Annotated in this window: 5 protein-coding genes; 4 read left to right on the top strand and 1 reads right to left on the bottom strand. The window is 70.5% G+C overall.

The window, feature by feature from the left end:
- The coding region (locus F8279_RS28595; protein ID WP_151501598.1) for a LacI family DNA-binding transcriptional regulator at window positions 1-1,053 on the bottom strand (1,053 nt) is incomplete at its 3' end.
- A gap of 197 nt (window positions 1,054-1,250) precedes the next feature.
- Here F8279_RS28595 and F8279_RS28600 point away from each other — a divergent pair.
- The 4 genes from F8279_RS28600 to F8279_RS28615 all read left to right on the top strand — a co-directional run.
- Window positions 1,251-2,501 (top strand): maltose ABC transporter substrate-binding protein, encoded by a 1,251-nt coding sequence (locus F8279_RS28600; RefSeq protein WP_091415339.1) that lies wholly within the window; start codon window positions 1,251-1,253, stop codon window positions 2,499-2,501.
- Complete coding sequence (locus F8279_RS28605) at window positions 2,501-4,144, top strand: ABC transporter permease subunit (RefSeq protein WP_091415342.1); 1,644 nt, start codon at window positions 2,501-2,503, stop codon at window positions 4,142-4,144. Before F8279_RS28600 ends, F8279_RS28605 begins: the two co-directional genes overlap by 1 nt.
- Window positions 4,141-5,040 carry a sugar ABC transporter permease gene (locus F8279_RS28610; RefSeq protein WP_091415346.1) on the top strand — a complete coding sequence of 300 codons (900 nt, stop codon included), beginning with the start codon at window positions 4,141-4,143 and terminating at the stop codon, window positions 5,038-5,040. The genes F8279_RS28605 and F8279_RS28610 overlap by 4 nt, the downstream gene beginning before the upstream one ends.
- Window positions 5,041-5,182: 142 nt before the next feature.
- Window positions 5,183-6,872: glycoside hydrolase family 13 protein (locus tag F8279_RS28615; RefSeq protein ID WP_151501599.1), on the top strand; the 1,690-nt coding region annotated here is incomplete at its 3' end.

Raw genomic sequence — 6,872 nt, forward strand, 5'->3', positions numbered from 1 at the left:
GGAAGGCGTGGCGGGGCGCTGGCGCTTCGGGGGATCGACGGGGCGCGTCACCGCTGTCGAGCCGCGTACCACCAGCTCGGGGCGGAACAGGTACTCGGAGTTCGGGGACGGGTGGCCGTTGATCTCGTCGACCAGGGCCCGCACCGCGGCCACGGCCATGGCGGCGACCGGCTGGCGCACCGTGGTCAGCGGCGGGTCGGTGAACGCCATGAGCGGGGAGTCGTCGTACCCGACCACGGAGATGTCGCCGGGGACCGACAGCCCGCGCTGCCGGGCGGCCCGGATCGCGCCGAGCGCCATCAGGTCGGAGCCGCAGACCAGCCCGGTCACGCCGCGCTCGATGAGCCGGCCGGCGGCGGCCTCGCCGCCCTCGACGCCGAACAGGGAGAGTTCGGTCAGCTCGGTCAGCTCGTCCTCGGCGATGTCGGTGAGGCGCCCCATCGCTGCCTTGTAGCCGGCGACCTTGCGCTGCACCGGCACGAACCGGTCCGGGCCGGTGATCAGGCCGATCCGCCGGTGCCCGAGCGCGACCAGGTGGGCGACCGCGAGTTCGGCCGACTCCCGGTCGTCGCAGGAGACGAACGGCGCGGGGATGCCGGGCGCGTACCCGTTGATCATGACGATCGGCAGCGGCCGGGCCAGCAGCGTGCGGTAGCGGTCGTGGTCCGCGGCGGTGTCGGCGTGCAGGCCGGAGACGAAGACGATGCCGGAGACCTGACGGTCCAGCAGCATCTCCACGTACTCGTCCTCGCGTACGCCGCCCGGGGTCTGCGTGCAGAGCACCGGCGTGTAGCCGGTGGGGGCGAGCGCGGACTCGATGATCTGGGCGAACGCCGGGAAGATCGGGTTGTCCAGCTCCGGCACGACCAGGCCGACCAGTCCGGCGCTTCGCTTGCGCAGCCGGGCGGGGCGCTCGTAGCCGAGCACATCGAGGGCGGTGAGGACCGCCTGGCGGGTTTCGGGGGCCACGCCGGGGCGGTCGTTGAGCACCCGCGACACCGTGGCCTCGCTGACTTCAGCCTGTTGGGCGATGTCGGACAGTCGAGCGCGCATGTGCGGCACTTTAGCCGAACGGCAAAGTCTTGCGTACACTTTTGCAAGCCCTTCCATTCTCTGCAACCTCTTGCTAACGTCCCCGCAACATGCGAGAGCAGCGGCGCAGCGTCTCGGCGCCGATCAGCAAGAAATTTCAGAGTTTCCACTGGCGGCCGCCCTTCCCCCGGCGGGCCGCCATGACGACAGGAGTACCGATGCGCATCCGTACCGCGGGTGTGGTCGCCGTCCTCGGCCTGGCGCTCGCCGCCTCCGGCTGTGGTGACAGCGGCAGCGACAAGCCGGCCGCCGACGAGTCCGCCAAGGCGACCGGCGGCAAGCTGGTCATCTGGGCCGACGACAAGCGCACGGCCGCCCTCAAGCCGTTCGCCGAGGAGTTCGGCAAGGAGAACGGCGTGACCGTCGAGGTCCAGGCCGTCTCCAAGGACCTGCAGACCAACTTCGTCACCGCCTCGCAGCAGGGCAGCGGCCCGGACGTCGTGGTCGGCGCGCACGACTGGATCGGCAACCTGGTCCAGAACGGCGCCATCGACCCGGTGCAGCTCCCGGCCGAGCAGAAGGCCGGCTTCAACGAGACCGCCATCAAGGCCGTCACGTTCAACGGCCAGGTCTACGGCGTTCCCTACGCCACCGAGAACGTCGCGCTGATCCGCAACACCGAGCTGGCCCCCGAGGCGCCGAAGACGATCGAGGACCTGGTCGCCACCGGCAAGAAGCTCAAGGCCGAGAAGAAGGCCAGCGAGATCCTGTGCCTCCAGTCCGGTCAGAACGGCGACGCCTACCACATCTACCCGCTCTACACCTCCGGCGGCGGCTACCTGTTCGGCACCGCTGCGAACGGCGACTACGACCCGAAGGACCTGGGCGTGGGCAAGCCGGAGTCGATCGCGGCCTTCCAGAAGATCGCGAAGCTGGGTGAGAAGGGCGAGGGTGCGCTGAAGCGCTCCATCACCGGCGAGAACTCCATCGCCACCTTCACCGGCAAGAAGTGCGCGTTCCTGGTCTCCGGGCCGTGGGCCGTGGCCGACGCCAAGAAGGCCAACATCGCGTACGACATCTCCCCGGTCCCCGGCTTCGCCGGCGGCAAGGAGGCTCAGCCGTTCGTGGGCGTCCAGGCGTTCTACGTGGCCGCCAAGGGCAAGAACAAGGCCCTGGCCCAGGAGTTCGTCACCAACTACGTGACCAAGCCCGAGCTGGCCGTCGCGCTGTACAAGGCCGAGCCGCGCCCGCCGGCGCTGACCGCCGCCTTCGACCAGGTCAAGGGCGAGGACGCGGACCTGGCCAAGTTCTCCGAGGCCGGCAAGAACGGCCAGGTGCTCCCGGCGATCCCGGCCATGGCCGCGATCTGGGACCCGTTCGGCAAGGCCGAGGCCGCCATCATCGGCGGCGCCGACCCGGCCAAGACGATCACGGCCGCCGGCAAGACCATCCAGGGTCAGATCAAGTAATGAGCGCGCCGGTGTCCGGCCCGGGGTCTGCACCGCAGGCCCCGGGCCGGGAGCCCGTACGCCGTGGGCTCCCGCGCATGTCCCGTACCGCGCGGCAACACGCGCCGATCACCGCGACCGGCCTCGTCGTCAAGGTGGTCCTGCTCGGCCTGGTGGCCGGGATCGCGATCTGGGCGGCCTTCCCGCTCATCGAGGCCGAACACTGGCTCGCGCTGGGCGTCCTGGCGGTCACCACCGCCGGCCTGTTCTACCTCTACCTGAGCCGCCGGCACATCCCGGCCAAGTACCTGGTCCCCGGCACGCTCTTCCTGATCGCCTTCCAGGTCTTCCCGGTGCTCTACACCGCGAGCACCGCGTTCACGAACTTCGGCGACGGGCACCGCGGCAGCAAGGACGACGCGATCGTCGCCGTGCAGACGGCCTCGGTGAAGCAGGTGCCCGGCTCGACCGAGTACAACCTCACCATCGCGACCACCGGCGACCCGGCGACCGGCTCCCTGACCTTCCTGCTCAGCGACCCGAAGAGCAAGGAGGTCTTCGCCGGGGACGCGGACGGGCTGCGCAAGCTCGACGCCGCCGACGTCGAGGTGAGCAGTCTCAGCGGCAAGATCACCGCCGCGGACGGCTACACCCTGCTGAACATCGGGCAGGCCAGCAGCCGCAGCGACGCGATCACCGCGCTCATCGTGCCCACCGACGACGGCGCCATCCGCTCCAACGGCCTGACCCGCGCGTACGAGGGCAAGGCGATCCGGGCGTACGACGCCGCGTGCGACTGCGTCAAGGACAGCGAGACCGGCAAGACGTGGACCGCCGACGAGGACTCCGGCTCCTTCGTCGCCGCCGACGGCGAGCGCCTCGCCCAGGGCTGGAAGGTCGGCGTCGGTCTGAAGAACTTCGCCACGGTGCTCACCGACCGCAACATCTCCGGCCCGTTCTTCGGCACGCTGGCCTGGAACTTCGCGTTCGCGATCGGATCCACCGGGCTGACGTTCCTGCTCGGCATGGCCATCGCGCTCGCGCTGCACTCACCCCGGATGCGCGGCACCAACCTCTACCGGATGGTGCTGATCCTGCCGTACGCCATGCCGTCGTTCGCCATGCTGCTGATCTGGCGGGACATGTTCAACACCGACTTCGGCCTGCTCAACAACCTGTTCGGGCTGGACGTCGACTGGTTCGGCGGCAACTGGTCGGCCCGCATCGCGGTGGTCCTGGTGCAGTTGTGGCTCGGCTATCCGTACATGTTCCTGGTGGCAACCGGCGCGTTGCAGGCCATCCCGCGGGAGCTGACCGAGGCGACCTCGGTCGACGGCGCGTCGCCCTGGCAGTCGTTCCGGGCGGTCACCCTGCCGCTGCTGCTGGTGGCGCTGTCGCCGCTGCTGATCGCGTCGTTCGCGTTCAACTTCAACAACGTCAACGCGATCCTGTTCACCACCGAGGGCGGCCCGTTCGCGCCGGACAACCCGACCAACGGCGCCACCGACCTGCTGATCACCTACACGTACCGGCTCGCGTTCGGCGCGCAGGGCGCCGAGTTCGGCCTGGCCGCCACCGTCTCGATCTTCATCTTCGCGATCGTGGCGACGGTGTCGGCGATCAGCTTCCGGCGGACCCGCAAGCAGGAGGAGGTGTACTCGTGACCACCATCGCGGAGACGCCCACGTCCACCCGCAGGCCGGCCCGCCGATCGCGCGGCCGCTGGTTCGCCCAGGTGGGCTGGCGGCACCTGGTCGGGGTGCTGGCGGTGGTGTTCAGCCTCTTCCCGATCCTGTTCGTGATCTCGGCGGCGTTCAACCCGCTCGGCACGCTGTCCTCCACCGAGCTGCTGCCGACCGGGGCGTCGCTGGAGAACTTCACGAACCTGTTCGACAACACCGCGTTCGGCCACTGGTTCCTCAACTCGCTGCTGCTCGCGGGCGTGGCCAGCTTCGCGTCGATCTTCCTGTCGTCGCTGGCGGCGTACGCGTTCTCCCGGATGCGCTTCGCCGGGCGCCGGGTCGGCCTGCTCGCGCTGTTGCTGATCCAGATGTTCCCGCAGTTCCTGGCGATCGTGGCGATCTTCCTGATCTTCACCACGCTCACCGACCTCTACCCGGCGATCGGGTTCAACACCCCGTGGGGCCTGTTCCTGCTCTACATGGGTGGCGCGCTCGGCGCGAACACCTGGCTGATGAAGGGCTTCTTCGACACCCTGCCGAAGGAGCTGGACGAGTCGGCGACCATGGACGGCGCGTCGCACGTGCAGGTCTTCTTCCGGATCATGCTGCCGCTGGTGGCGCCGATCCTGGCGGTGACCGGCCTGCTCGCGTTCATCGGGTCGATCAACGAGTTCATCATCGCCAACGTGTTCCTCACCGAACCCGAGTCGAAGACCCTCGCGGTCGGCATGTACGGCCTGGTGGCCGGCGAGCGTAACAACAACTTCGGGATGTTCGCGGCGGGCACGCTGCTCACCGCGATCCCGACGGTGCTGGTGTTCCAGCTGCTCCAGCGCTACATCGTCTCCGGACTCACCTCCGGAGCGGTCAAGGGCTGAGCCTCCTCGGCTCACGCTGCGGCAAGGGCGTCGTGTCGGCGTACACCGGAGCGGTTTCCGGGCGGACCGCCGCGGTCGGGTGAAACCGGCCGCGGCGGGTGCCCGCCCCTCTCCCTGTCGGTACGACGCGAAAGGCAGCACCATGTCTCTTCAGCCGCACCACGACGGCTCCGCCACCTACGTCCCGGAGCAGGAGCCCGCGCTCGGGCAGACCGTGCCGGTCTTCGTCCGGGTGCCGGCCGGATCCGGCGTCTCCCAGGTGCACGTGCGCACCACCGGCGACGGCGAGCCGCGCTTCGCCGAGGCGCGGATCGACCGCACCGACGGCGGCGACGTGTGGTGGCGGGCCGACGTCGAGGTCCGCAACCCGGTCAGCAACTACCGTTTCCTGCTCGACGGCGAGCGCGGTACCCGCTGGCTCAACGCGGCCGGTCTGGCCGGCCACGACGTGCCGGACAACGGCGACTTCAAGCTGGTCGGCTACGCCCCGCCGCCGGCCTGGGCCCGCGACGCCGTCATCTACCAGATCTTCCCGGACCGGTTCGCCCGCTCGGCCGCCGCCGACGGCCGGACCGCGCCGGACTGGGCGATCCCGTGCGACTGGGACACCCCGGTGATCGGCCGCGGCCCGGAGACGCCCCGCCAGTTCTACGGCGGCGACCTCGACGGCGTCACCGAGCACCTGGACCACCTGGACCGGCTCGGCGTCAACACCGTCTACCTCACGCCCGTCTTCCCGGCGCGCTCCAACCACAGGTACGACGCGTCGAGCTTCGACACCGTCGACCCGCTGCTCGGCGGCGACGCGGCGCTGGCTCGGCTCGCCGACGCGGTGCACGCCCGGGGCTGGCGGATGCTCGGCGACATCACCAGCAACCACACCGGCGACGCCCACCACTGGTTCACCGCCGCCGTCTCCGACGTGAACGCGCCGGAACGCGAGCTGTACTACTTCGACCTGCCCGGCTCGGACTATGAGTCGTGGAACGGGGTGAAGTCGCTGCCGAAGCTGAACTGGGGCAGCGCGGAGCTGCGCCGCCGGTTCGCCACCGCCGAGGACTCGCTGCTGCGCCGCTGGCTGCGCCCGCCGTACGGGCTGGACGGGTGGCGGGTCGACGTGGCGAACATGACCGGGCGGCGCGGCGCGGACGCGTACACCCACGAGGTGGCGCGGCTGTTGCGCGAGGTGGTGGCCGAAACCCGGCCCGACGCGCTGCTGCTCGCCGAGCACGGCCACGACCACACCGGTGACCTGGACCGCGACGGCTGGCACGGCACCATGAACTACGTCGGCTTCACCGACCCGGTCTGGTCCTGGCTGCGTCACGGCGACGACCCGGTGCCGAACTTCCTCGGCACCCCGGGCGGGGTACGGCGGCGCGACGCCGCGGCGATTCTCGCCACCATGAACACCTACCGGTCACTGGTGTCGTGGCGGTCGTACACGCACTCGTGGCAGTTGCTCGGCTCGCACGACTCGGCCCGGATCCGCACCGTGGTCGGCGACGCGGCCCGGCAGGAGGTGGCCGCCGGACTGCTCGCCACCATGCCCGGCACGCCTGTGGTCTTCGCCGGGGACGAGCTGGGCCTGACCGGCACGAACGGGGAGGGCTCGCGTACCCCGATGCCGTGGCACCGGCCGGAGAGCTGGGACCGGCGCACGTTCGACGCGTACCGGTCGTTGCTGACGCTGCGCCGCGACGAGCCGGCGCTGCGGCACGGCGGCCTGCGGTGGGTGCACGCGGACGCGGACACGCTCGTCTTCCTGCGCGAGGCGCCCACGTCGACGGTGCTGGTGCTGGCGAGACGCGCCGCGGGCACCCCGGTCCGCC

Source organism: Micromonospora sp. AMSO1212t, from assembly GCF_008868145.1.
Taxonomy (GTDB): domain Bacteria; phylum Actinomycetota; class Actinomycetes; order Mycobacteriales; family Micromonosporaceae; genus Micromonospora; species Micromonospora tulbaghiae.